Source organism: Streptomyces sp. NPDC050145 (assembly GCF_044460245.1).
Lineage (GTDB): Bacteria > Actinomycetota > Actinomycetes > Streptomycetales > Streptomycetaceae > Streptomyces.
This window is the reverse complement of record NZ_JBITJS010000009.1, coordinates 180661-204169: the sequence shown is the minus strand read 5'-3', so window position 1 is coordinate 204169 and position 23509 is coordinate 180661. Positions and strand designations below refer to the sequence as shown.

Below are 23509 nucleotides of genomic sequence, written 5' to 3'. Positions count from 1 at the left end.
GGGGCGACAGCGGAACATGCGGGAGTCGGGGGAGACGCGGGACACCGGACTGATCCACGGGCGGTACCGGCTGCTCGACCTGATCGGCCGCGGCGGCATGGGCGAGGTGTGGCGCGCCCGCGACGAGTCGCTCGGCCGCTACGTCGCCGTCAAGTGCCTCAAGCCCGTCGGACCGCAGCGCGACCAGGACTTCACGCGGGTGCTGCGCGAGCGCTTCCGCCGCGAGGCCCGGGTCGCGGCCGGGCTCCAGCACCGAGGCATCACCGTCGTCCACGACTTCGGCGAGGACGAAGGCGTCCTGTATCTGGTGATGGAGCTCCTGGAGGGGCGCGACCTCAGCCGGCTCCTGAAGGACAACCGGCAGCGGCCTCTGCCCGTCGACGACATCGTCGACATCGCCGGACAGGTCGCCGCCGCCCTCGCCTACACCCACGCACAGGGCATCGTGCACCGCGACCTCAAGCCCGCGAACATCGTGCGGCTCGCCGACGGCACCGCGAAGATCTGCGACTTCGGCATCGCCCGGCTCGGCCACGACATCGGGTTCACCTCCCGCCTCACCGGCACCGGCATCGCCATGGGCACCCCGCACTACATGTCGCCCGAGCAGATCGGCGGCGTCCACGTCGACCGGCGCAGCGACCTCTACTCCCTCGGCTGTGTCCTGTACGAGCTCGCGACCGGCGCCCCGCCCTTCGACCTCGCCGACGCCTGGGCCGTGCTCGTCGGACACCGCGACACCGTGCCCGAGCCGCCCCGCAGCCTGCGCCCCGACCTGCCCCGCCACCTGGACCGGATCATCCGGGACCTGCTCGCCAAGGACCCCGACGACCGGCCCCACGACGCCGCCGAACTGGCCGCGCGCATCGCCGCGGGCCCGACCGGCACGGCGGTCCCCGCGCTGTCCCGGACCGTCCCGGAGGCCCGCCTGCCCGCGCCCTCGGGCGAGCCCAGGCTGCCGTCCTGGACCCGCGGCATGACCACCGGCCACAAGGCCGTCGGCGGATCGGGCCCGCGGGCGACACCGCCGGACCCGGCCGGAGGGCTCGCCGCCGAGTGGATCTCACGGAGGATCGACAAAGCCCCCAAACCGGTAGGTGCGGCCGAACGCCCCACGCCCGAAGTGGAGTTGCTCGCCGCGCGGCACGACGCGGGACTCGCTCTCGGCCGGCAGGGACGCTGGACCGAGGCCGGCGAGACGCACCGCGCGGTCGCCGCGGCGCGCGAACACGCCCTCGGCCCCGACCACCCCGACACCCTCGCCAGCCACTACGAGCTCGCCCTCACCCTCAGTCGCACCGGCCGCGCCACCGACGCCCTGCGCGCGTACCGGCGTGTCGTCGAGGGCCGGGAGCGGGTGCTCGGCGCCGACCACCCCGACGCGCTCGGCGCCCGCCAGGAAGTCGCCTACGTGCTCGACCAATTGGGACGGCACTTCGAGGCCCACCAGATGTACACCGCGGTCCTCGCCGCCCGCGAGCGCACAATGGGCGCCGACCACCCCGACACCCTGCGCTGCCGCCACAACCTCGCCTTCAACCTCAACCGGCTCGGCCGCCTGGAGGAGTCGTACCGGATGGCGAGCGAGGTCGCCGCCGCCCGCGCCCGGGTGCTCGGCGCCGACCACCCCGACACCCTCGTGACCCGCTGCGAAGTCGGCTACGCCCTCGGCTGGCTGGGCCGCTGGAGCGAGGCGCTGCGCACCTACCGGGACGTGGCCGACGCACGCGCCCGGGCCCTGGGCCCCGACCACCCCGACACGCTCGCCGCCCGCTACGAGGTGGGCGTCGGCCTCGGCCGGCTCGGCCGCAGCGCCGAGGCGCTCACCCTCTACCGGGACCTCGTCGACGACCGCACCCGGGTCAGCGGGCCCGAGGACCCCGAGACGCTGCGCGCCCGGCACGGCCTCGGCGTCAACCTCGGCCGCCTCGCCCGCTGGGAGGAAGCCCTCGCCGAGGCCCGCGACGTGTGCGCGCTGCGCGAGCGGGTCCTCGGCCCCGAGCACCTCGACACCCTGATCAGCCACCGGGAGGTCGCCGTCGGCCTGGGTTGGCTCGGCCGCTGGCGCGACGCGCTCGGCGCGTACCGCACCGTCGCCGCCGCCCGCGAACGCGTCCTCGGCGCGACCCACCCCGACACCCTCACCAGCCGCACCGACGAGGCCCACTGCCTGGAACAGCTCGGCCGCACGGCGGAGGCGGCCGAGCTGTACCGGCGGGTGGAGGGCTTGCGCCCGCGCGGCTGACCGGCGGGCCCCGGCCCCGACGCCTCGGTCGCCTCAGTCGCCGAACACGCCCCGCAGCGCCCCGATCTTGCGCGGCAGGTCGTACTCGGCGCCGCCCTCGTGCCCGTTGTACGGGAACACCTCGATGGACGCCGGACCCGCGTAGCGGTGGTACGCGGCGAACACCGTCGACGAGGGGCAGATCTTGTCCATCAGGCCGACCGAGAACCAGCCCGGACTCGTCGCCCGCGCCGCGAAGTTGACCCCGTCGAAGTAGGACAGGGTCTCCATCGCGGCCTCCACCCCGAAGCGGTGACCGGACAGGAAGCGGGCGATCTCCGCGTACGGGCCGTTGTCGGTGATCTGCGAGGCCCGCCGGTAGTGGCACAGGAACGGCACGTCGGCGATCGTCGCCGCCACGTCGTCGCGCAGCCCCGACACCGCGAGCGCGAGCCCGCCGCCCTGGCTGCCGCCGAGCACCGCCACCCGACCCGCGTCCACCGCCTCGTGGGCCCGGACGGCGTCGACGGCCCGCACCGCGTCGGTGATCAGCCGCCGGTAATAGTGCCGGTGCGGATCCTCGATACCCCGGGTCAGGAAGCCGGGCGAGGACGAACCGTGCCCCTCCGGCGCCACGTCCGGCGTGTCCGCGGTGTTCTTGCCGCCGCCGCCCTGCCCCCGGTTGTCCATCACCAGGTGCGCGTACCCGAGCGCGCTCCAGGCCAGCCAGGAGTACGGGATGCCCCGGCCGCCGTTGTAGCCGATGTACTGCACGACCGCGGGCAGCGGCCCGGTGCGCCCGCGCGGCAGCAGCAGCCACGCCTTCACCGGCTGCCCGCCCCACCCGTTGAACGTCACGTCGTACACGTCCACCGTCGCGAGCCCCGCGTCGTGCGCGACGAAGCGGGCGTCCAGCGGGTGCCGCGCGGCGTCGTCCAGGGTCTTGCGCCAGAACGCGTCGAAGTCGGCGGGCTCCTCCGGCTCGGGACGGTACTCCCGCAGCCGGTCGAGCGGCATGTCGAACAGCAAGGTCAGCTCCTTGTCAGGGTCAGGGACACCGTCGCGCCGTGCCGGCCCGCGGTGTCGACGGAGATCCGGGTGCCGGTGGAGGTCCGGGCGACGCTCACGCCCGGCTCGGCCCGCGCCACGGTGTACCCGCGCAGGGCGAGGTCCAGGACGACCCGCTCGCGCAGCTGCGTCGGATCGCTCACCGCCACGTCGACCTGCCCGTCGTGCGGGCGGACCAGCACCGACGCGGGCCCGTCCGCGGACAGCTCCTCCGCCCGGCCCGCCGCCCAGAAGTTCGCGGCGAGCAGGCCGTCCGCCCCGCGCCGTACCGCGTGCACCGCCTCCGTCGCGGCGACCGTCCGCACGGGCGGGGCGAGCGCGGTGCGCCGGGTGCGCTCGGCGGAGGCGCCCGGCAGTTGCAGCCAGCAGTAGCCGGCGCCGGACGGGGCCGTCCCGTGGTCCAGCCACAGCGTCAGGTACGGCCGGGTTACGGGTGTGTCCGTGCCGTACTTGATGTTGATCTCCCGCCAGGTCGCTGTCCGCTGCTCGCGCAGGGCGCGGATCGCGGTCGGGCGCGGGAAGACGTAGCCGCCGGTGCCCGTGAGGTGGAGGCTGGTCGCCTCCTCGTACGCGTGTGACCAGCCGGCGTCCGACGGGGCGCGCTCGCCGTCCACGCTCAACTCGGCCGTCACATCGCGGAGTTTACGGTTCTCGACGATCGTCTCCACGCGGCCCGCGTCCGCCGTGATGCCGGAGCCGACATGCGCGATCACGTCGTCCAGGCAGAACCAGCTCTTCAACGCGCGCAGCGAACTGCCGTACGCCCGCAGCTCCATGCCGTACGCGCCGAGCGTCGTCCCGGGCAGAGCGGCGCCGCCCGCCCAGTCGGCGGTGCTCGTCGTGCGCTGCCCGGCCGCGTCGGCGGGGCGCTCGGCGACGACGGTGGTGCCGGACAGGCGCAGCGGGTCCACGGTCGGCCAGTGGTCCTCGCTGTAGTGGCCGAGGTCCTCGTCGTACAGCAGGACCATGCCGTCGGACAGATGCCAGCCGTGCAGGTTCTCGTTCTGGATCGACTCGTAGTTGTAGATCCGGCTGGAGTACACGGACAGGCCGAGGGTGAAGCCGGGGCGGTGGTGCATCGCCTTGTCCATGCGCGGGAACTGGCGGTGTGTCACGAGGGGGCCGCGCGGTTTCACCTCGGAGGCGAGCAGGCGCTGCGCGGCGACGAGCGAGGCCAGGTCCGTGACGCCGAGGAAGTCCCGGAACGTGTCCTCGGTGATCCACTGCTTGACCAGCGCCCCGAACCGGTCGGCCTCCGCGGCCGGCAGCCCCGGCAGCAGCCGTAGGACGGCCTCGATCACCGTCTGCGCCGCCACGTGCCCCTGTTTGCTGGACCGGGCGATCTCCCGCCCGCACACTCCGGCCTGCACGTCCCCGCGCGCGATCAACGGGTCGAAGCCGTCCGTCACCCACTGCCGCACATTGGCCACCTCGGGGTCGGTGACCTCCCAGTCGGTGCCGTCGAGCAGATGCAGCAGCCGGGACAGATTGCCGAGCAGTTCCTTGCCGTAGCCGCCGTTGTACGGGTGCTTGTAGTGCTGGAGGAAGGAGCCGTCGGAGTAGAAGCCCTCGCCCGTGCCGGACCCCGAGTCCTGATAGGCGAGCACGCTGTTCGCGCCGCCGCCCGCCACGTCGGACAGCGCGTCACGGACCCGGGCGAGATCGGTGCCGTCGCCGCGCAGCACCGCGTTCACGGCGACGACCGTGCAGATCCACACGCGGTTGGCGCCGGTCGCGATCTGCCGGTCGGCGCGCCACAGGTTCGGGTCCGGCGTGTAGTACCGTACGGCGTCGGTGACGCGGGTCAGCCGGTCCGCACCCAGCGCCTCGTGCAGCAGCACGGCCGTGTCGTCGAGCGCGAGGCCGCAGCCGATCTCCCAGTCCCAGTCGTTGTCGAACCGCTCGTGCCCGGGCCCGTAGCGGTGCTCCAGCATCCAGTCGACGCCCCGGCACAGCAGCTCGGCCAGGGCCGGGTCCCCGTACTGGGTGGTCCCGGGCACGGCCCACGCGGTGGCGGCGGTGGCGAGCCGCTTGAACGACGTGGTGACGTGGTTCGACACGGACGTGCTGGTCAGGTCGGGCCAGAGGCCGTCGGCGCGGCCCGGGTCGAGGCCCTTGAGGGCCGAGACGGCGGCCCGGTCGATGCGCGCGATCGCGGCGGCGATCCGCGGCTCGGCCGTGTCGAGCCCCGGGCCGCCCGTGAGCAGGGTGTGCCAGCGGGTGAGCAGGTCCACGGACGCGTCCGCCGCGGTGGCTGTGCCGGCGGCGTGGGAGGGGGTCAGGAACGGGCCGGGCAGCGAGGTCGCCGCGAGCACGGCCCCGGTGCCGGCCAGGACGCTGCGGCGGGTGGCGCTCATGACGCGGCCCCGGAGACCTCGGCCCCGGAGGCCTTGGCCCCGGTGACGGCGGAGCAGGGCACGTCAGGCGTGTAGTCGGCGCCGTACGTGCCCACCGCGTTCCCGCCCGTGTTCCCGCTCATCGTGTTGCTGCACACCGGGCCCTGCGGCGTGCGCATGACCTTGACGCCGCCGCCCGCGTTGCCGGTGATCGTGTTGCCGTACACCTGGGTGTCGATGCCGTCGGTCGCGGTGTCGCCGCCGAGCCGGACGCCCGCTCCCGTGTTGTCGTGCACGGTGTTGTACCGGAAGATGTTGCCGCTGCCGCGCGCGTCGAGACCGGCCGAACTGGGGTCGCGCTGCTGCGAACAGTCGTTGTACTCCACGTAGTTGTTGGTGGAGTTCTCCTTCACGTCCACGCACTCGTTGCCCCGCGTGACGATCGTGTTGTGGTGGATCCGGTTGTTCTTGCTGACGTCGGGGGCCGCGTCGGGCGCCCCGTTGTCGCCCTGCTGCTCGGGCGCGGTGCCGAGGTAGAGGCCCTCGCCGTTCTTGCCGCCCCCGCCGAAGCGGAAGTCGGCGACGCCGCAGTCGCTGATCGTGTTCCCGGACACGTCGGCGCCGGTGACCAGATAGCGCAGGCGCAGACATTCGTCGGCCGCGTTCTTCAGCGTCATGCCCGTGATCCGCAGGGCGTTGACGCCGTTGCCGGGCGTCGTGCTCATCACGTAGACGAGCTTCGAGCGGTACCCCGACACGTCGGACGACGAGCCGAACAGGCCGTCCACGGTGAACCCGTCGAGCACCGTCCCGTCGTGCTGGACCTGCACGATCCGGGTCCCGCCAGCGCCCTTGACGACGGCGCTCGCCGGGCCGGTCAGGGTGACGTTCTCGCGGCGGGTCACGACGTCCTGGCGGTAGGCGCCGGACGCCAGGTGCACGGTCGCCCCCTCGGGCGCCAGGTCGAGCGCCCGCTGGATCGTGGCGAGCGGCGCGCCCGAGGACGTGCCGGTGTTGCTGTCGCTGCCGGTCGGGCTGACGTAGTACGCGGAAGCGGCCGAGGCCGGTGCGGCGGGCAGCGCGAGCGCGGCGCAGGCGCCGAGTGCGAGGGTGAACAGGGTCCGTCGGGACATCAGGTGGTCCTCTCCGATCGTGGTGCGGCGAGGTGCAGGGCGAGCAGAACGGGCACGCTCGGGCCGAACAGCAGCGGACCGAGCGGCACGGGCAGGGTCAGGACGAGCGCGGACACGGCCGCGCCGAGCAGCGCGGTGCCGCGGGCGGGGGAGCCGAAGGCCAGGGCGAGCCCGCGCCGGTGCCAGTCCGCGGCGGCCCCCGAGGGGTCGAGCCCGGCGTGCGCGGCGAGCGCGGTGCAGTGCACGCCCAGGGCGGCCGCGAGACCGGCCTGCGCGGCGAGCAGCACGAACGCGTACGGGCTCGAACGGCCGCTCAGGAAAAGGGAGTTCGCGGCGAGCACGCCGACCGCCGCGCTCGCGAGGAGGCCGTGCCGCCACAGGGCCTGCCAGTAGCGGGGGAACGCGGTGAACACGCCGGTGAAGCCGCGGCTGTCCCCGTCCGTGCGCCACCGCTGGAGCGTGTGGGCGAGCGCCGCGAGGGCGGGCAGCCAGGTGACGACGCCGAGCGCGAGCACGGTGAACGCGGCGCCCGCGGCGGCCGGTTGGGCGATCCGGTCGAGCAGGCCGAGCAGCCGGCCCCGGCCGCGCGCGCCGAAGGACGCGGTCATCGTCATCGCGACACCACCCGGTCCGGGGCGGGCACCGGGCCCGTGTACGGCTCGTCCCACTCCCGCACGGCGCGCCCGTCGCGGGTGAGCCGACGGGCCGCGACCACGTACGGCTCCCGGCCGGGCGCGAGCAGCAGCGCCGCCGCGTCGGCCGCCCAGCCGCCCGCCTCGATCCGACCGTGCTCCTCGGGGGACAGCAGCACCGTCTCCGGGCCGTCGGGCGTGTCGAACGCGACGCCCCCCGGCACCGCTCGGGCCGTGCCGGGACCGCCCCCGGGCTCGATCGTGGTCAGGAACCGGGCCCGGTGCAGGGCCGGCGTGGTCAGGCGCAGGGTGTGCTGGACGCGGGTGATGCTCAACTCCGGTGTGCTGGCGGTCGGGTTGGCCTCGATCCGGGCCTGTTCCGAAGCGGTCCGTACGGCGGCGGGTGCGAGGCGGCGCACCAGTGCTCGCGCGTCACCGGCCTCGATCAGCCGGTCCCGGCCGTCGCCGGGCGAGGCGACCGTCGGCGCGTCCGTCTGGAGCAGGAACGTCCAGGTGCGCGGGGCGTCCGCGAGCCCCTCGTCCAGCAGGACGAGCCGGCCCGACGGCGTGCAGACCAGCGTGCGGTCCAGCCGCAGTACCCCGAGCCCGTCCGGATACATCGCCGCGAGCTCGGCCGTGCCGTGCAACCAGCCGCCCTCCGCCAGCGCGTCCCGCATCCGGGCCTGCCGCGCGTACGGCAGCCCCTCGTACACGTGGTACCGGTCCTCGCCCGCGAAGCCCCGCCCGTCGACCAGCAGCAGATTGTGGTGGGCGGCCCGCTTGCGGTTGCTGTAGCCCTCGTCCACCGCGAGGAACGCGCCTCGCGAAGCCAGCACGAACGACCCTGAATCCGGGTGGTGGTGACCACAGTTCAGCGTCTCCCAACCGTGCTCGGTCCGGTGCCGCGCACTGGCCTCCCACGCCTGGTGACCGCCCCCGGGCGAGGCCTTGAACGACACGAACGTCGCCGCGCCGTCCCAGCCCGTGCGCGCGGTCAGCAGCCCCAGATCGGGGAAGTACGCGTGGGTGCGCTCGGGCGCGACCGACGCCACCGCAGGGTCGTGCCACAGGTACTCGAGATACGCCTCCGCCCGGATCCCCGGCCGCACACCGCTCAACTCGGTCTCGTCGTCGCGCAGTTCATGGTCCACGAGATCGGCCAGCCACTGTGCCTCGCCGATCCCGAAGCGTGCCGCCAGCTTCCGGTACAGGGCCACGCTGTGCCCGCTGCGCCGGTCGTGGCAGTCTCCGTGCCCGGCCTGCTCCGCGAACCCGGGCGCCGACTGGTGCAGCCGGAAGCCGAAGGTGTGCTCCATGAAGCCGCCCCGGCCCCACCAGTCGAGCCCCTCGCGCTCCTCGAGCAGATCCAGGTGGGCGGCCAGCCACGGCACCCCGTACCGCCAGTACACGACGCCCTCGGCGTGAGAGCCGTCCGCCGGCAGCGCGTCGAGCACCCGGCCCAGATTGTCCTTCGCCCGCTCCGTCCACTGTTCGCGGCCCAGCACGTAGCCGGCCGTGGCGAGCCCCGCGTGGCAGATCCAGTTGTGGTTCTGCCAGTACGAGGACGACCACCAGCGGCCCTCCGTCTCCACCGCGAACTCGTACATGCGCCGGCCCTGCACGAGCAGCTTGTGCCGCAGCAGGTCCGTGAGGTCGGGGGAGAGGGCCTCGCCCAGCCAGTGCCCCGCGAGCGCCAGGCCGTGCAGCAGCCAGCCCGCGTCCAGGTCATGGTCGGGCAGATGGGCGCGCCCCCAGTGCGGCAGCCGCACCGCCGCACCGATCCAGCGTTCCGCCTCCGCGAGATGCGCCGGGGCGCCGGTGATCCGGTACGCGAGCGCGGGGTGCGCGGCGGCCGGGCCCAGCCAGGTGATGCTCGCGCGCGGGTGCCGGGCCGGCGGGGTCAGCGCCCGGTGGCGCGCGGCCTCGTCGAGCAGCCGCCGCTCCTGCTCCGGGCGCGGCCCCGCGGGCGGTGTCGCGGACAGCAGCATGTCAGGCCCCCGTCCCGTGCCCGGTGCGCGTCCCGTCCGCCAGCTCCACCACGACCTCGCCCCCGGCCAGACGCACACCCGTCACCGCGGGGCCCTGCGCAGCCGCCTGGTACACGGACACCAGCACGAGCCGCGACGCGCGCGCCGTCAGGTCGACCCAGGTACGCGTCACCTGCGGGTCGTCGGCCGGACCGGGGCCCGGCCGCGTCACCGGCCGCACCGGCGGGGACGCCACGTGCCAGCCGTGCAGCACCTCGTCCCCGCCGTACCAGGTCGTGCGCAGCGGGCCCTCGGCCTGCGTCTGCACGTCGAGCGCGACACCGGGGCGCAACTGCCCGGTCAGGCGGCGCGGTCCACCGTCCGTCACGTCGAGGGTGAGCACGTCGACGAGATGGGTCGGCGCGGCCTCGACACGGCGCACCGCCCGTACCCCCGGATACGCTCCGGTCACCTCGGCGGTGACGGACGTGGCGTCCCGCGCGAGCAGCCGGCCCGCGCACTCTGCCTGCTCGGCGCCGTCGACCGCGAACGCCGGATGCGCCGCCGTCGACGCGTAGTGGTCGCGGAACTCCTTGTGCCCGTACGGCACTTCACCGGGATCCGGCTGCCAGCACGCCTCCTGCCCGTACAGCGACAGGGCCAGCTTGTCGCGGTGGCCGTGCGAGCCGCCGTGCGGCCCGAACGCGAGCACGGCGTGCGCGCCCGCCGCCCGGACGACCGCGTACCCGGCCGTCTCGAACACCGTCACCGGCGCGGGCACCGGGCGTGCGGGCAGTGCGGGCCCCGCGAACCAGGAGCCCCGGCCGAGCAGCCGGTCCAGGCCGTCGTCCGCGTCACCGGCCTCGAGCCGGGCCCGCGCGGCCACGGCCGCGAGCCGGGGCGCGGGCGCGAACCCGTCGGCCAGCGCGCACAGTTCGAGCCACTCCAGCGCGAGCGGCACCCGCAGGTACGGCCCGTCGTTGAGCGCCGGCAGCACCCCGCCGTCCGTCGCCAGCGCGGCGAGCACGTCGACCATGCCCGTCAGCAGCGCCGCGACGTCCGCGGGCACGTCCGCCGGGGCGACGCCGCGCAGCGCGAGCAGTGCCGCCCGCAGCACGAACCCGTGATAGTAGGTGCTGCCCTCCCACTCCCAGCCGTCCGCCGACACGCAGGCCCGCAGTTGGGCGTACAGCCCGTGCGGCCCCTCCAGCCACTGCTCGGCGCCGTCCCACGGCGTGCCGCGCACGAGCGCCGCCGCCCGCCCGGTCGCGATCCCCGCAGCGGTCAGCCACGTCGTGTAGTTCGACGCGAGGTCGCCGCGGTCGACCAGTACGTGCCGGGCGTCGAGGGCCGCCCGCTCCAGTTCGTCGAGGAGCGGCAGCAGGGCGTCCGTGCCGGGCGTGCCGTGCTCGGCGAGCGTCCACACGGTGTGCCCGACGGTCACCGCCCAGATCGCGTCGGTCAGCGCCTGATGGAACAGCCGCCCACGCAGCATCCACGCCTGCGCGCCCTCGTGCGATTCGCCCGCCAACTCCCGGTACACCTCGGCGTAGGCGAGGAGCAGCCGGAGGGCCTCCGTGTCCTCTCCGCGCAGCGCCAGGACCCGGATGTGCCGCGCCCACGTCTGGTGGGACAGGACCGTCCACGCGCCCCGCACCTCCGGCGTGTCGACCCGGCAGCCCCGGGCGCACCGGGCGCCGCCGGCCGGGAAGACACCGGACAGCGGGTCGCCGTGGTCCAGCTCGACACCGTGCGCGGGACACACGTACGCGTGCCACCAGCCGCCCCGCTCGCGCGGGATCGCGCCGTTCACCGCGGCCATACGCCACCGTCGATGTCCAGGGTCGTCCCGGTGAGGAAGCCCGACGCGGGCGAGGCGAGATGCACGACGGACGCGGCGACGTCCTCCGGGGTGCCGGGCCGCCCCACCGGGATGCCCGCCGTCATCGCCTCCTGCGCCTCGGGCGCGGTGAACGTGTCGTGGAACGCCGTGCCCTTGATGAAGCCCGGCGCCACGGCGTTGACCGTGACACCCGACGCCGCGACCTCCTTGGCGAGCGCCTTCGTGAAACCGCGGATGCCGGCCTTCGCGGCGGCGTACGCGACCGAACCGGGGCCGCCGCCGTTGTGCGCGGCCAGCGAGGACATCGTCACGATGCGCCCGGCGGGCGCCGCGGTCAGATGCGGCAGCGCGGCCCGGCAGGTACGGAACGTCGACGTCAGGTTCGCGTCGATCACCTGGTCGAAGTGGGCGTCGCTCATCTCGGCGACCGGGGTGCGGCCGATCAGATGCCCGGCGTTGCACACGAGGACGTCGAGCCCGCCCAGGAAGCCCGTCGCCTCCGTGACGAGCCGGTCCACCTCGGCCGTGACCGTGACGTCGGCCTGGAACGCCTTGGCGCGCCGCCCCAGTTGCTCGATCGCGGACACGGTGTGCCCCGCCTCCTCGGCGGAGCTGCGGTAGTGCACGGCCACGTCGCAGCCCGCCGCGGCGAGGGCGACGGCGACGGCCCGGCCGATGCCGTGGCCCGCGCCGGTCACGAGCGCGCGGGAACCCTGAAGATCACTGGACATGCGGAGAGGACCTTTCACGAGAACGGGGGAGAGCGAAGTGGGGTGCGCTGAGGGTCACTTGAGGCCGGTGTGCGCGAACCCCTGGACGAAGTAGCGCTGCCCGAGCAGGAACAGCAGCACCATCGGCAGCGTCGCGAGCGTCGTGCCGGCCATCAGGAAGTGCCACAGCGTGCCGTTCTCCGTCTTGAAGACGGACAGGCCGACCTGGATGACGCGCAGACTGTCCGTGCGGGTCACCAGCAGCGGCCACAGGAAGTTGTTCCACGACGACTCGAAGGTCAGCAGCGCCACCGTCGTCAGCGCGGGCTTGACCTGCGGCGTCATGATCCGGGCGTAGATCCGGAACTCGCCGAGCCCGTCGAGTCGCGCCGCCTCCTCCAGCTCGACCGGCAGATCCAGGTAGAACTGGCGGAACAGGAACACCGCGAACGGGGTGATCGCGCCCGGCACGATCAGCGCCCACCACGTGTCGAGCCAGCCGCTGCCGCCCTGCCCGAACAGGTCGTTGCCGCCCGCGAGCGGCATGAACCGCACGATCAGGAACTCCGGCAGCACTTTCGTGTAGGTCGGGATCATCAGCGCGGCGACGAAGCAGTAGAAGAGGAACTCGCTGCCGCGGAAGCGGATCCGGGCCAGCGCGTACCCGGCCATCGACGCGAAGACGACGTTCAGGACGGTGTGGCTGAGGGCGATGACGAAGCTGTTGCGCGCGTACGTGGCGAACGGCGCCGCACGGAACGCCTCGACGTAGTTGCCGAAGTCCCAGTGCGCGGGCAGCAGTCCGGCATGCAGCGCCGCGATCTCCTGCGGCGTCTTCAGCGAGGTGACGATCATCCACAGGAACGGCGTCACCATCAGCAGCGACACCACCGAGAGCGTCACGTACAGACCGATCCGGCCGGGCCTCACCCGGGTGCGGACGGCCGCCCGCACGGGCGCGGGCCGGGTCTCAGTCGTGGCCACGGGTGCCTCCCATGATGCGCCGGTTGACGAGGGTGAACCCCATGAGGAGCACGAACAGCACCAGCGACTGGGCACAGGCGTAGCCCACGCGGAACTCGCGGAACGCCGACTTGTAGATCTCGTACGTCATCATCGTCGTCGAGCCGGCCGGGCCGCCGTCGGTGAGGATGTAGACCTGGTCGAAGGACTGGAACGCGCTGATCAGAGAGGTGATGAGGACGAAGAACGTGGCGGGCTTGAGCAGCGGCAGCGTGATCGAGAAGAACTGCCGCACCGGTGAGGCGCCGTCCACGGAGGCCGCCTCGTACAGCTCCTTCGGCAGGTTCTGCAGCGCGGCCAGGTAGATGAGCATCTTCATGCCGATGCCCTGCCAGATGCCGACGAGGATCACCGACGGCATCGCCCACGACGTGGACACGAGCCAGGCCGGGCCCTCGATGCCGAAGATCGCGAGGAGGGTGTTGAACAGGCCGTTGCGCGGGTTGTAGATCCACAGCCACACCAGCGCGATGGCCACGGTCGCGGTGACCTGCGGCAGGAAGATCGCGGTGCGGAACACGCCGCGCGCCCGCAGCCCCTTGTCGAGCGCGAGGGCGAGGAGCAGCCCGAGCACCATGCCGAACGGCACCGTGAAGAAGGTGTAGATCACCGTGTTCACGACCGACTTGCGGAACACCGCGTCGCCGAGCATCTCCCGGAAGTTGTCCAGGCCCACGAACCGCGGCGAGCTCAGCACGTCGTACGAGGTGAACGCGAGGCACACGGCGGCGATCACCGGCACGCCGATCCACAGCGCCGCGTGCAGCAGCGCGGGCAGCACCATCAGCAGTCCCGCGCGGCGCCGCCGGGCCCCGGGACCCCGGCGGGGCCGGGCGGGCGCGGGGCGTGGCGGGTCGGCCGGCGGGGCCGGCGGCCGGGTCTTGAGTACGGAGACGGCTCCCACGGGCTGCGCCCTCACAGCCGGGAGATGGCCGACTGGGCCAGCTCACCGAGCTCCGCGACGGCGGAGGCCGCCGACTTCCCGCTCACGATCGCCGGCTCGAGCGTCGGCTTGATCTTCTCGCGGATCTCCATCCACGCGGGCGTCCCGCCCTCCGCGCAGGCACTGCCCAGGTTCCGCACCGAGAAGTCGACGAGCTTGTTGCTCTTCACGTACGAGGACGAGCGCAGGTCCTTGATGCCGGGCACCGTCTCCCGCTGCTTGGCCGCCGCGAGCACGTTGTCCGGCGCGGCGAGGTGGGCGACGAGCGCCTGCGCGGCTGCCGCGTGCTGCGTGCGCGCCGACTGGCACACCAGCGTGCCGCCGGTGAGCATCGCGGGCCGGCGGCCGCGCAGCACGAACGCGCCGATCAGGTCCTTCTCGATGAGCTCGGGGCTCTGCTCCCGCAGCTGCTTCCACAGGCCGCTGCCGGTCATCATCATCGAGGCCTTGCCGAGCTGGAGATTGGTCGAGGCCCCGGCGTCGGCCTCCGTCTTCTTCGTGTAGTCGGCCGAGCCGTCCGCCTGGAGGTCCTTGAAGAACTGCAGGGCCTCGACGCCGCGCGCGCCGGTGAACGTGGGCTTCTTGCCGTCGGTGCTGAACATCGAGCCGCCGGCGGCGAACAGGAAGGTCTCCCAGCACTGCCGCAGATCGATCGAGAACGGGTCCATGCCCATCCGGTCGCCCTTGGTCAGGTCCTTGGCCATCGCGCGCAGTTCGTCCAGCGTGGCCGGGGGCTTCTTGATGCCGGCCGCCGCGAAGTGGTCCTTGCGGTAGGCGACCAGGCGGGTCGCCATCACGGTCGGCAGCGCGTACAGCTTGCCGCCGTACCGGGAGGGTTCCAGCACCCGCTCCTCGTAGCCGTACTTGGCCGCGAGCTCGTCGGGCAGCTCGGCCAGCACCTTCTTCGCGGCGAACGGCGGGATCCAGCCGACGCCCATCATCAGCACGTCGGGGAGCAGGCCGCCGGCGAGCGCGGTGGTGATCTTCTCGTTGAGCTGGGTGTAGTTCGTGTAGTCGACGTTCACGGTGACGTCGGGGTGCTTCTTGCGGAAGGCGGGGAGGATCTCGCCCTCCAGGAGCTGCTTGCCGTCCGAGCCCTCGTAGATGGGGGTGAGCAGGGATATCTCCCCCTGGGCCGGTCCGCCGGCCTTGCCGCCTGTGCCGGACCCGGCGCCGCAGCCGGTGAGCGCCGCTGCCGTGCCCGCGCCGAGCGCGGCGAGCAGCGATCGTCTCGTGAGTTCCATGGGACACCCCTTAAGAGGTGAGGGAGCGAGATGGTCGAGAGCTTTGTGTATCGATGCAGTGGGGTGAAGGTAGATGAGAGCCCATGACATGGGGCAGCGTGGGTTCGACCTTCGGTAAATCGATGCACTGATGCTAGGAATGCCGCTCCTGGGGCGTCAACAGGCCGTGCACAAGAATCTTTTCGGGCGGGGCGGTGATCCTCGTTCAGTAAATCGGTACACTGGTGTTTACAGTGACGTGACGAGCCGGAGGTGGCACCGCGTTGAACGGGGTAACGATCCATCAGGTCGCGCAGGCGGCAGGTGTGTCCGCGAGCACGGTGTCCAATGTGCTGAACGGGCGGACCGACCGGATGCAGCCCGCGACCCTCGCCCGGGTGGAACAGGTCATCGAGACGCTCGGCTACCGCCCCAACCGGGCCGCGCGCATGCTGCGCACGGGCCGCATCCGGGTCATCGGCCTGATCGTCCCGTCCGTCGCCAACCCCTTCTGGGGCGCGCTCGCCCGGGAGTTGGAGGCCGTCGCGCTCGCCGAGGGGTACCACGTGCTGCTGTGCAACAGTGAGCGCGACCCGGCCAGGGAGTTGAAGTACGGCGAGGAGCTCCTCGCGGACGGGGTCAGCGGCGTCGTCCTGTGCTCCTCGCTGCCGACCCTCGACCATGTCGCGCCGCTGCTCAAGCGCGGTCTGAAGATGGTCGCCTTCGACCGCGCGGCCCAGTCCGGGGACCCCGCCTCCCTCGCCAGCATCAGCGTCGACAACGCGATGGGCGCCGAGCTCGCCACCCGCCATCTCCTCGAACTCGGCCACCGCAGGCTGGCGTTCGTCTCCGGCTCGGTCAGCAGCGTCAACCGCCGCGAGCGGCTGCGCGGCTTCCGTGCCGCGCTGGAGGAGGGCGGGGTGGACCCCGCTTCCGCGATCGTCTGGCCCGGCGCCGCCACCAGCGAGTTCGGCGACAAGGAGTCCGCCGAGCTGGGCCGGTCCGCCGCCCGCGAACTGCTGGCCGCACCCGAGCCGCCCACCGGCTTCGTCGCCATCAACGACATGTGCGCGATCGGGGTGTGCCGGGGCGCCCGGGACGCTGGAGTGAGCGCGGGCCGCGAGGTGTCGGTGGTCGGCTTCGACGACATCCTGCTCGCCGAGCTGTTCGAGCCGCCGCTCACCACCGTCCGCCAGCCGCTGCCCGAGATGGCCGCCGAGACCTTCCAGCAACTGCGCGCCCGGATCGAGACGTCCAGCGGCGACGGCAGGTCGCTGCTGATCAGACCCCGTCTCGTGGTCCGCGAGTCGACCGCGCCGGCCCCGGGCGCGCGCTGAGGGAAGCACCGGCGCACTGGTGTACGGTCGGCTGTCGAGTTGCTCGACCTGCTCGACCTGCTCGATCTCCTTGAACTACCGGATCCGAACACGGGTGGTGCCCCATGACTCCCCGCCGCACGGACGGTGCGCCCACCTTCACCGAGCGGGCCCGGCGTCGGCAGCTCGTCGAGTGCACCATCGACCTGATCTCCGAGAAGGGGCTCGCCGCGGCGTCCCTGTCGGCCATCGCCGAGCGGGCCGGCCTCTCGAAGGCCGCCGTGCTCTACCACTTCACGTCGAAGGACAACCTGACGCAGGCGGCGTTCGCCCACGTCCTCGACGAGTTCACCGCGTACGTCGGTGAGCGCGTCGCCGAGCGGGGCGACGATCCCCGGGCCGCCGTCGTCGCGTACGTCCGCGCGATGATCGGCTACCAGCGGGACCACCGCCGGCACGTCCGGGTCATCACCGAGACCCTGCTCGACGACGCCGGCGGTACCCGCTTCCGCGCCCCCGGTCAGCACGACGTCGGCGGCCGCTGGCAGGCGCTGGCCGAGCTGCTCGCAGCGGGTCAACGGGCGGGACAGTTCCGGGAGTTCGACGTGAAGGCCGTGGCCCTCGTGATCGGCGGCGCGATCGACGGTGTCGTCGCCCACTGGCTCGCGGACCCGGAGTTCGACCTGGACGCCGCCGCGGGCGAGGTGGAGACCTTCGTGCTGCGGGCCGTCGCCGACTGACTCCCGTCAACCGGCCGGGCCGGGCGGATCGGGCGGGGTCGGACGGGATCAGGCCCGTTCCGGAGCCCGGCGGGCGAAGGGCGGGGCGTGTTCCGGGCGGATGCCCACGCCGCCCAGGTAGCCCGTCAGGGTGCGCAGGGCGGGGACGCGGCGGACCAGGCGCAGAGGGGTCGGGAGACGGTCCCCGCGCAGGGTTCCCGCGAGGGCGGGACGCAGGAGCATCTCGTGCTCGGCCTCCTGGGACTTCTGGATCACCGCCATGGGGAGCCGGCGCCGCTTCTGCACCCGGGCCAGATCCGCGCGGGTCAGCCGGCGCTCGCGCAGCGGGGCCGCCAGGATGCGGGCCGTCGCGACCGCGTCCTGCACCGCCAGATTGACGCCGACGCCGCCGGTCGGCGACATGATGTGCGCCGCGTCGCCGATGCACAGCAGGCCCTCGCGGTGCCATGTGGTGAGGCGGCCCATCGTCACCTCCAGGAGCTTCACGTCGTCCCAGGAGCGGATCGCGGCCGTCACCGAGCGGTCCCAGCCGAGCAGCGCGCCGAGCCGGTCGCGGAACCGGTCGAGGCCCGCCGCGCGCAGCTCCGCGTCGGCGCCGCGCCGGATCAGATAGGACGTCTGGTAGTAGTCCCCGCGGTCCATCGTCGCGGCGACCTGCCCCGCGCCGATGCTGAGGAACACCCGTCCGTCCTTCACGGCGTCGCGCGGCGCGGGCACCCTCACCTGCCACACGTCCATCGGCACGTCCCGGTACTCGGGCTCGAGCCCGGCCGCCGCCCGCACCCGGGAGTCCCGCCCGTCGCAGGCGACGACGAGATCGGCGGCCAGCTCGTGCGCGCCGCCGTCCTCGTCCACGTACCGCACCCCGCACACCCGGCCGTCGGGCGCGGTGCGCAGCCCGGTCACCTCGGCGCGCATCCGGAGCGTGAACGACGGCTCGGCGCGGGCCGCCGACGCCAGCAGGTCGAGGAAGTCCCACTGCGGCACCATCGCGATGTACTTGTGCGGGCCGGGGATGCGCCGCAGGTCACCGGCGACCACCTCGACGCCGTCGATGTGCATCCGCATCTGGGTCAGCCGGCGCTGCGGCAGCGCCGCGAAGCGCACGCCGAGGCCGAGCTCGTCCAGGAGCCGCAGCGTCGAGGGGTGCACGGTGTCGCCGCGGAAGTCGCGCAGGAAGTCGCCGTGCTTCTCCAGGACCGTCACCTCGATCCCGGCCCGCGCGAGCAGCAGCCCCAGCATCATCCCGGCGGGGCCGCCGCCCACCACACAGCACGTCGTCCGATCCACGCGTCCGTCCTCCCTCGTGCGTCCCGTCCCGCAGGCCGACGCGAGCGAGTCTAACCGCTCGGTCAGACATCTGACCGAGCGGTTGGAGAAGCGGCTCGCAGGCGATGAACCCGCTCAGTCCCGGGAGGCCGTCCAGCCGGTCGCCGCGATCCGGGAGGAGTCCGCGGGGCGGGCCTCGTCGAAGGCGACGGTCCGGCCGTCGGTGACCTTGATCCCGTCCACGTAGGCGCCACGGCCCACGTACAACTGGTCGGTCGCGTACCGCCATCGGACCCGGGTGGAGGCGGAGCCGGCGTCACCCAGCGGTGCCGTCAGCCGGTGCCAGGCGCGGCCCGACCAGCCGTCGACCGACCCGGACCCGTGGTCCTGCGGGTCCTCCCGGTCGCGGCGCGTGGTGAAGGGGAGCGGCTTCCAGCTCGCCCCGCCGTCCGTCGACACCTCCAGGAACAGGAAGTCGGAGGCCGGCTCGGTGTCCCACCACAGCGCACAGGTGAGTTCGGCGTCCGGCGCGCTCAGCCGCAGGTCCGGCAGGGTCAGCGTGGCAGACGTCGCGCTCGCCATGCCGGAGAACCAGGCGGTGCGCCCGTGCGCGGGGTGGACGGCGACCGCGCGCGCCATGTTGTTGCCCGCGGCGACCCGGGGTGCGGAGCCGGACCGCCAGGAGCGCACCGGGTGCACCGAGTTGCCGAGCACGATCAGGAAGGAGTCGGTCGTCGGGTCGAGCACCAGCGACGTGCCGGTGAACCCGGTGTGGCCCGCCGTGCGCGGCGTCGCCATCGCACCCATGTACCAGTGCTGGTAGAGCTCGAAGCCGAGCCCGTGCTCGTCGCCGGGGAACGCGGTGTTGAAGTCCGTGAACAGCAGCTCGACCGAGTCCTCCGACAGGATCCGCGCCTTGCCGTAGGCCCCGCCGTTGAGCAGCGTCCGCCCCAGGACCGCCAGGTCCCAGGCCGTGGAGAAGACGCCCGCGTGCCCGGCGACACCGCCGAGCCCGTACGCGTTCTCGTCGTGCACCTCGCCCCACACCAGCCCCCGGTCGAGCCCGGACCAGGGCGCCCGCGCGTCCTCCGTCGCCGCGATCTTCGGCTTCCAGTCGGCGGGCGGGTTGTAGCGGGTACGGGTCATGCCGAGCGGTCCCGTGATCCGCTCGCGCAGCAGCGTGTCCAGCGGGGTGCCGGTCAGCTCCTCCAGGACGAGCTGGAGCGAGATCAGGTTCAGGTCCGAGTACAGGTACGTGGAGCCCGGAGCGTGCTGCAGCGCCTCCTTCCAGATCAGCCCGATCTGGCGCTCCCGCGTCGGCTCCTTGTAGAGCGGGATCCAGGAGCGGAACCCGGAGGTGTGCGTCAGCAGCTGGCGCACGGTCACGTCCTGCTTGCCCGCCCCCGCGAAGTCCGGCAGGTACGAGGCGACCGTCGCCTCCAGTTCGAGGCGGCCACGCTCGATCTCCTGCACCGCGAGGATCGACGTGAACAGCTTCGAGACGGAGGCCAGGTCGAAGACCGTGTCCTCGGCCATGTCGATCTGCTGCTCGGCCGGGAACTCGACGCCGGTGTCCGTCGTGGCGTCGTAGCGCGCGTACCGCACCGCCTTGCCGATCGGCTGGTGCAGCGCCACGGTGTCGCCCCGCCCGGCGAGCAGCACCGCGCCCGCGTACCACGGGTGCTTGGGGGAGGGGCCGAGGAACTTCTCGGCGTCGGCGACCAGTTGGCGCAGGTGCCCCGCCAGCAGGCCCGCGCGTTCCGGGGAGCCGCGGCGCAGGGTGGGGCGCGCCGGTCCGGCGGGGGTCGCCGCCGCGGCGGGGCCCGCGGGGAACGGGGTGAGGGCCAGCGCGCCGCCCAGTGCCAGGGTCGCGGCGCCCAGCCGGCGCCGGGTGAGACCGGACCGTGTGCCGCCCGCTTCCGTCGATCTCATGCACAGCCTCCTGAAAGTATCTTTCGGGATCTCGCTCGACGGATGAAACTTTCATGTCAGCCGGAGGGTGTGTCAACCATCCGGGCCGTGCCGTCGCCGTCCGTTCCGTGACCGGAAAATCTGACGGGGCATCAGAAAAGCTCTTCCGTCCGCCGGTTCGCTGCGGCATCCTGCGCCCATGCAGACGGAGCTGAGCAAACGACTGGGTATCGAACACGCTGTCTTCGGGTTCACCCCGTTCCCGGCGGTGGCCGCCGCCATCAGCCGCGCCGGAGGTTTCGGCGTGCTCGGCGCGGTCCGCTACACGGCGCCCGACGAACTCAAACGCGACCTGGACTGGCTCGACGCGCACGCCGACGGACGACCCTACGGACTCGACGTCGTCATGCCCGCGAAGAAGGTCGAAGGCGTCAGCGAGGCCGAGGTCGAGGCGATGATCCCCGACACGCACCGGGAGTTCGTGCGCGAGACGCTCGCCCGGCACGGCGTCCCCGAACTCGCCGAGGGCGAGGCGTCCGGCTGGCGCATCACCGGGTGGATGGAACAGGTGGCGCGCAGCCAGCTCGACGTGGCCTTCGACTATCCGATCAAACTCCTCGCCAACGCGCTCGGTTCACCCCCGGCCGACGTCATCGCCCGCGCCCACGAGCACGAGGTCCTCGTCGCCGCGCTCGCCGGCAGTGCCCGGCACGCCCGTAAGCACGCCGAGGCGGGCATCGACATCGTCGTCGCCCAGGGCTACGAGGCGGGCGGCCACACCGGGGAGATCGCCTCCATGGTCCTCACGCCCGAGGCGGTCGAGGCGGTCGCCCCGCTGCCGGTGCTCGCCGCGGGCGGCATCGGCAGCGGACAGCAGGTGGCGGCGGCGCTCACGCTCGGCGCGCAGGGCGTGTGGCTCGGCTCGGTCTGGCTCACGACGACCGAGGCCGACCTCCACTCCGCCGCGCTCACCCGCAAGCTGCTCGCCGCCGGGTCGGGGGACACGGTGCGGTCGCGGGCGCTCACCGGGAAGCCGGCGCGGCAGTTGCGCACGGAGTGGACCGACGCGTGGGACGACCCGGCCGGTCCCGGGACGCTCCCGATGCCGCTCCAGGGGCTGCTCGTCGCCGAGGCGGTCTCGCGGATCCAGAAGTACGAGGTCGAGCCGCTGCTCGGGACGCCGGTCGGGCAGATCGTGGGGCGGATGAACGAGGAACGCAGTGTCCAGGCCGTGTTCGATGATCTGACGCGTGGCTTCGAGCAGGCCGTTTCCCGCCTGAACCGGATCGCGGGGAGGTGACTCCGGTTTCGTCGCCGGGTGCGGCCCGGTGGGGCTTCTCGCGCCCACGCGGCGGAGCCGCATAGCGGCACAGCCCCGCGCCCCTGAGATGCACACCCTTCGGGTGGCATCTCCCCGATGAGGTGCAGCCTCATCAGGGGCGCGGGGAACTGCGCGACCAGCCACGACGAAAGCCGCACCCGGCGACGAAACCGCCCGCCCCCATCGAGAAGCCGCGACCCCGCTCCAGAGAGGACCGACCCCATGCCCGACCCCACCGCGAAACAACCCAACGGCTTCTGGGCCCAGGCCACGCACGATCCCGCCCGCCCCGCACTGATCGCCCCGGACGGCACCGCATGGACTGCCGCACAACTGCACGCCGCCACCAACCGCCTCGTCCACGGACTCCGAGCCACCGGCATGCGGCGCGGCGACGCCTTCGCCGTGGTCCTCCCGAACGGCGTCGAGTTCTTCACCGCCTACCTCGCGGCAGCCCAGGCCGGCTTCTACCTGGTCCCGGTCAACCACCACCTCGTCGGCCCCGAGATCGCCTGGATCGTCGCCGACTCCGGCGCCAAGGTCCTCGTCGCCCACGAACGCTTCGCCGAACAGGCCCGCGCCGCCGCCGACGAGGCGAAGCTCCCGCCCACGCACCGCTACGCCGTGGGCGGCGCCGTCGACACCTTCCGCCCGTACGCCGAACTCCTCGACGGACAGAGCGAGGAGCCGCCCGCCGACCGCACCCTCGGCTGGGTCATGAACTACACCTCGGGCACCACCGGCCGCCCCCGCGGCATCCGCCGCCCGCTGTCCGGCAAGCTCCCCGAGGAGACGTACCTCGGCGGCTTCCTCGGCATCTTCGGCATCAAACCCTTCGACGACAACGTCCACCTGGTCTGCTCGCCGCTCTACCACACGGCCGTGCTCCAGTTCGCGGGCGCGTCACTGCACATCGGGCACACCCTCGTCCTCATGGACAAGTGGACGCCCGAGGAGATGCTCCGCCTCATCGACACCCACCGCTGCACGCACACGCACATGGTGCCGACCCAGTTCCACCGCCTGCTCGCGCTGCCGCAGGACGTGAAGGACCGCTACGACGTGTCGTCCATGCGGCACGCCATCCACGGCGCCGCGCCCTGTCCCGACCACGTGAAGCGCGCCATGATCGACTGGTGGGGCGGCTGCGTCGAGGAGTACTACGCGGCGAGCGAGGGCGGCGGCGCGTTCGCCACCGCCGAGGACTGGCTCAAGAAGCCCGGCACCGTCGGCAAGGCCTGGCCCATCAGTGAGCTCGCGGTCTTCGACGACGACGGCAACCGACTGGCCCCGGGCGAACTCGGCACCGTCTACATGAAGATGAGCACCGGCGGATTCGCGTACCACAAGGACGAGGGCAAGACCCGCAAGAACCGCATCGGTGACTTCTTCACCGTCGGCGACCTGGGCGTCCTCGACGAGGACGGCTACCTCTTCCTGCGCGACCGCAAGATCGACATGATCATCTCGGGCGGCGTGAACATCTACCCCGCCGAGATCGAGTCCGAGCTGCTCGCCCACCCGGCCGTCGCCGACGCCGCCGCGTTCGGCATCCCGCACGACGACTGGGGCGAGGAGGTCAAGGCCGTCGTCGAGGTCGCCGAGGGGTACACCGCGGAGGAGCCGCTCGCGGCGGAGATCCTCGCCCACTGCGAGCGGAGGCTCGCGGGCTACAAGCGGCCCAAGACCGTCGACTTCATCGAGACGATGCCCCGCGACCCGAACGGCAAGCTGTACAAGCGGCGCCTGCGCGACCCGTACTGGGAGGGCCGCACCCGGGCCGTCTGAACCGCTCGGCGCACAGGAAAGGGGGAGGCCGGCCGGCCTCCCCCTTCCCGTTCACCGTCACC

General features: G+C 73.0%; 17 protein-coding genes. 5 read left to right on the top strand and 12 right to left on the bottom strand.

Features of this window, described 5'->3' with window-relative positions; all coding sequences use genetic code 11:
* Positions 1 to 16: 16 nt before the first annotated feature.
* Positions 17 to 2245: a tetratricopeptide repeat protein gene (locus ACIBTU_RS19775; RefSeq protein WP_399127561.1), complete on the top strand. Its 2229-nt coding sequence runs from the start codon at positions 17 to 19 to the stop codon at positions 2243 to 2245.
* 33 nt (positions 2246 to 2278) lie between these two features.
* Here ACIBTU_RS19775 and ACIBTU_RS19770 read toward each other — a convergent pair whose 3' ends face one another.
* From ACIBTU_RS19770 to ACIBTU_RS19725, 10 genes are read right to left on the bottom strand one after another with little or no spacing between them, the layout of a single operon-like run.
* Entirely contained in the window at positions 2279 to 3253 is a 975-nt protein-coding gene (locus ACIBTU_RS19770) for an acetylxylan esterase (protein WP_399127560.1), read from the bottom strand.
* A 2-nt stretch (positions 3254 to 3255) separates the two neighbouring features.
* Entirely contained in the window at positions 3256 to 5649 is a 2394-nt protein-coding gene (locus tag ACIBTU_RS19765) for a polysaccharide lyase 8 family protein (protein WP_399127559.1), read from the bottom strand.
* Positions 5646 to 6761: a DUF1565 domain-containing protein gene (locus ACIBTU_RS19760; RefSeq protein WP_399127558.1), complete on the bottom strand. Its 1116-nt coding sequence runs from the start codon at positions 6759 to 6761 to the stop codon at positions 5646 to 5648. Before ACIBTU_RS19760 ends, ACIBTU_RS19765 begins: the two co-directional genes overlap by 4 nt.
* On the bottom strand, positions 6761 to 7375 hold the full coding sequence (locus ACIBTU_RS19755; RefSeq protein ID WP_399127557.1) for a DUF624 domain-containing protein: 615 nt from the start codon (positions 7373 to 7375) through the stop codon (positions 6761 to 6763). Before ACIBTU_RS19755 ends, ACIBTU_RS19760 begins: the two co-directional genes overlap by 1 nt.
* Positions 7372 to 9381 carry a hypothetical protein gene (locus ACIBTU_RS19750; protein WP_399127556.1) on the bottom strand — a complete coding sequence of 670 codons (2010 nt, stop codon included), beginning with the start codon at positions 9379 to 9381 and terminating at the stop codon, positions 7372 to 7374. Before ACIBTU_RS19750 ends, ACIBTU_RS19755 begins: the two co-directional genes overlap by 4 nt.
* A 1-nt stretch (position 9382) precedes the next feature.
* On the bottom strand, positions 9383 to 11182 hold the full coding sequence (locus ACIBTU_RS19745; protein ID WP_399127555.1) for a heparinase II/III family protein: 1800 nt from the start codon (positions 11180 to 11182) through the stop codon (positions 9383 to 9385).
* A complete protein-coding gene (locus ACIBTU_RS19740) occupies positions 11170 to 11934 on the bottom strand; it encodes an SDR family NAD(P)-dependent oxidoreductase (RefSeq protein ID WP_399127554.1) in 765 nt (254 codons plus the stop codon). Before ACIBTU_RS19740 ends, ACIBTU_RS19745 begins: the two co-directional genes overlap by 13 nt.
* A gap of 54 nt (positions 11935 to 11988) precedes the next feature.
* Positions 11989 to 12897 (bottom strand): carbohydrate ABC transporter permease, encoded by a 909-nt coding sequence (locus ACIBTU_RS19735; RefSeq protein WP_399127553.1) that lies wholly within the window; start codon positions 12895 to 12897, stop codon positions 11989 to 11991.
* Positions 12884 to 13840: a carbohydrate ABC transporter permease gene (locus tag ACIBTU_RS19730; protein WP_399127552.1), complete on the bottom strand. Its 957-nt coding sequence runs from the start codon at positions 13838 to 13840 to the stop codon at positions 12884 to 12886. The genes ACIBTU_RS19735 and ACIBTU_RS19730 overlap by 14 nt, the downstream gene beginning before the upstream one ends.
* Positions 13841 to 13851: 11 nt before the next feature.
* Complete coding sequence (locus ACIBTU_RS19725) at positions 13852 to 15123, bottom strand: extracellular solute-binding protein (protein ID WP_399127551.1); 1272 nt, start codon at positions 15121 to 15123, stop codon at positions 13852 to 13854.
* Positions 15124 to 15386: 263 nt separating this feature from the next.
* Here ACIBTU_RS19725 and ACIBTU_RS19720 point away from each other — a divergent pair, with 263 nt between their 5' ends.
* Together ACIBTU_RS19720 and ACIBTU_RS19715 are read left to right on the top strand one after the other, a co-directional pair.
* Positions 15387 to 16439, top strand: a complete 1053-nt coding sequence (locus ACIBTU_RS19720; RefSeq protein ID WP_399127550.1) for a LacI family DNA-binding transcriptional regulator — start codon at positions 15387 to 15389, stop codon at positions 16437 to 16439.
* A gap of 104 nt (positions 16440 to 16543) precedes the next feature.
* Positions 16544 to 17158, top strand: coding sequence for a TetR/AcrR family transcriptional regulator (locus tag ACIBTU_RS19715; RefSeq protein WP_399127549.1), 615 nt, complete (start codon positions 16544 to 16546; stop codon positions 17156 to 17158).
* 48 nt (positions 17159 to 17206) lie between these two features.
* Here the strand turns inward: ACIBTU_RS19715 and ACIBTU_RS19710 are convergent, their stop codons facing one another.
* Positions 17207 to 18448, bottom strand: coding sequence for an FAD-dependent oxidoreductase (locus ACIBTU_RS19710; RefSeq protein ID WP_399127548.1), 1242 nt, complete (start codon positions 18446 to 18448; stop codon positions 17207 to 17209).
* Positions 18449 to 18562: 114 nt separating this feature from the next.
* Positions 18563 to 20359, bottom strand: coding sequence for a serine hydrolase (locus ACIBTU_RS19705; RefSeq protein WP_399127547.1), 1797 nt, complete (start codon positions 20357 to 20359; stop codon positions 18563 to 18565).
* Positions 20360 to 20537: 178 nt separating this feature from the next.
* Here ACIBTU_RS19705 and ACIBTU_RS19700 point away from each other — a divergent pair, with 178 nt between their 5' ends.
* Positions 20538 to 21638, top strand: coding sequence for an NAD(P)H-dependent flavin oxidoreductase (locus tag ACIBTU_RS19700; protein ID WP_399127546.1), 1101 nt, complete (start codon positions 20538 to 20540; stop codon positions 21636 to 21638).
* 243 nt (positions 21639 to 21881) lie between these two features.
* Positions 21882 to 23447, top strand: coding sequence for an acyl-CoA synthetase (locus tag ACIBTU_RS19695; protein ID WP_399127545.1), 1566 nt, complete (start codon positions 21882 to 21884; stop codon positions 23445 to 23447).
* Positions 23448 to 23509 lie beyond the last annotated feature (62 nt).

Bases quoted from the DNA above. Each gene is read 5' to 3' on its own strand.
- ACIBTU_RS19725 (WP_399127551.1), bottom strand. From the start codon at position 15,123: ATGGAACTCACGAGACGATCGCTGCTCGCCGCGCTCGGCGCGGGCACG.
- ACIBTU_RS19745 (WP_399127555.1), bottom strand. From the start codon at position 11,182: ATGGCCGCGGTGAACGGCGCGATCCCGCGCGAGCGGGGCGGCTGGTGG.
- ACIBTU_RS19775 (WP_399127561.1), top strand. From the start codon at position 17: ATGCGGGAGTCGGGGGAGACGCGGGACACCGGACTGATCCACGGGCGG.
- ACIBTU_RS19750 (WP_399127556.1), bottom strand. From the start codon at position 9,381: ATGCTGCTGTCCGCGACACCGCCCGCGGGGCCGCGCCCGGAGCAGGAG.
- ACIBTU_RS19755 (WP_399127557.1), bottom strand. From the start codon at position 7,375: ATGACGATGACCGCGTCCTTCGGCGCGCGCGGCCGGGGCCGGCTGCTC.
- ACIBTU_RS19705 (WP_399127547.1), bottom strand. From the start codon at position 20,359: ATGAGATCGACGGAAGCGGGCGGCACACGGTCCGGTCTCACCCGGCGC.
- ACIBTU_RS19765 (WP_399127559.1), bottom strand. From the start codon at position 5,649: ATGAGCGCCACCCGCCGCAGCGTCCTGGCCGGCACCGGGGCCGTGCTC.
- ACIBTU_RS19760 (WP_399127558.1), bottom strand. From the start codon at position 6,761: ATGTCCCGACGGACCCTGTTCACCCTCGCACTCGGCGCCTGCGCCGCG.
- ACIBTU_RS19740 (WP_399127554.1), bottom strand. From the start codon at position 11,934: ATGTCCAGTGATCTTCAGGGTTCCCGCGCGCTCGTGACCGGCGCGGGC.
- ACIBTU_RS19700 (WP_399127546.1), top strand. From the start codon at position 20,538: ATGCAGACGGAGCTGAGCAAACGACTGGGTATCGAACACGCTGTCTTC.
- ACIBTU_RS19715 (WP_399127549.1), top strand. From the start codon at position 16,544: ATGACTCCCCGCCGCACGGACGGTGCGCCCACCTTCACCGAGCGGGCC.
- ACIBTU_RS19695 (WP_399127545.1), top strand. From the start codon at position 21,882: ATGCCCGACCCCACCGCGAAACAACCCAACGGCTTCTGGGCCCAGGCC.